General features: G+C 62.3%; 1 protein-coding gene. It reads right to left on the reverse strand.

Going from position 1 to position 579, the window contains the following annotated elements:
- Window positions 1-81 precede the first annotated feature (81 nt).
- Window positions 82-579 (reverse strand): HNH endonuclease (locus tag E1291_RS41625; protein WP_242614706.1); only part of this gene is annotated, 498 nt, incomplete at its 5' end.

Consider the following 579-nt stretch of genomic DNA (forward strand, 5'->3'; position numbering starts at 1 on the left):
GTAGGGTGGGCCGTCGGCGAGGTTCCGGCTTGCGTGCCGGTCCTTTTCCGACGGCCCCCCTCCGAACCCGCCGTGCGACTTTCACCGCAACGGGCTCTCCAGTGACTTGTGCGTGAACTCGGCGGCTTGTCCCCGGTGGATGGTGTCATGGCAGGATCGGCAGACGACCAGGGTTTTCCTCCTTTTCTTCGTCATGATGTTCATCCATTCAGGTTTGGGTTCTCCCGGTTTCCCGAGATCTGCGAGTTTGCGGATTTGGTGGGCCTGGAGAGCTTGCCGTTGTCCGCATATTTCGCAGATCCCCGCAAGGAGCCTTCCGATCAGCTCCCTGCGTTTGACGGGTGCCTGGGACGGGTCACGGTCGGTGAGGACCGCTCTCCGCTGCCGGCGCAGAGGGATTCCGCCGAACGCGGCGACCAGTGGTCTCCTGCCGCCACTGCGTTCCACGACCACCTGAATGCACGTCCGCGGCCCTGCTGCGGTTTCGATGGACGTGCGGTGTTTGCTCGCCATCTTCATCAGGGTCGACTTGTGCTTTCGAGCAAGCGTTTTCAGCAGTGAGGTCTGCATGACCCAGTG

Source organism: Actinomadura roseirufa (assembly GCF_900659635.1).
Lineage (GTDB): Bacteria > Actinomycetota > Actinomycetes > Streptosporangiales > Streptosporangiaceae > Spirillospora > Spirillospora roseirufa.